Annotated in this window: 1 pseudogene; it reads left to right on the forward strand. The window is 73.4% G+C overall.

The annotated features are described in order from the left end of the window. A pseudogene (locus tag AC0IWM_RS23830) lies at positions 1-252 on the forward strand (phosphoglycerate dehydrogenase); the annotation flags it as partial.

Raw genomic sequence — 252 nt, forward strand, 5'->3', positions numbered from 1 at the left:
CGCGCCCTCACCGCGGCCGCCGTCACCGGGGTGCTTCGCCCCGGCCTGCCGGGCATCAACATGGTCTCCGCTCCGGCGGTGGCGCGCGAGCGCGGCATCATGGTCGAGGAGGTCCCCCGCGCCGGCGCGGCACCCGATTTCGGATCGGTGATCCGCATCACCGTCGAGGCGGAGGACATGCCGCGCGAGGCGGCCGGCACGGTCTTCCACGACGGCAAGCCGCGCATGATCGAGATCCGCTCGATCCCGATC

The organism is Methylobacterium sp. AC433 (assembly GCF_979253015.1).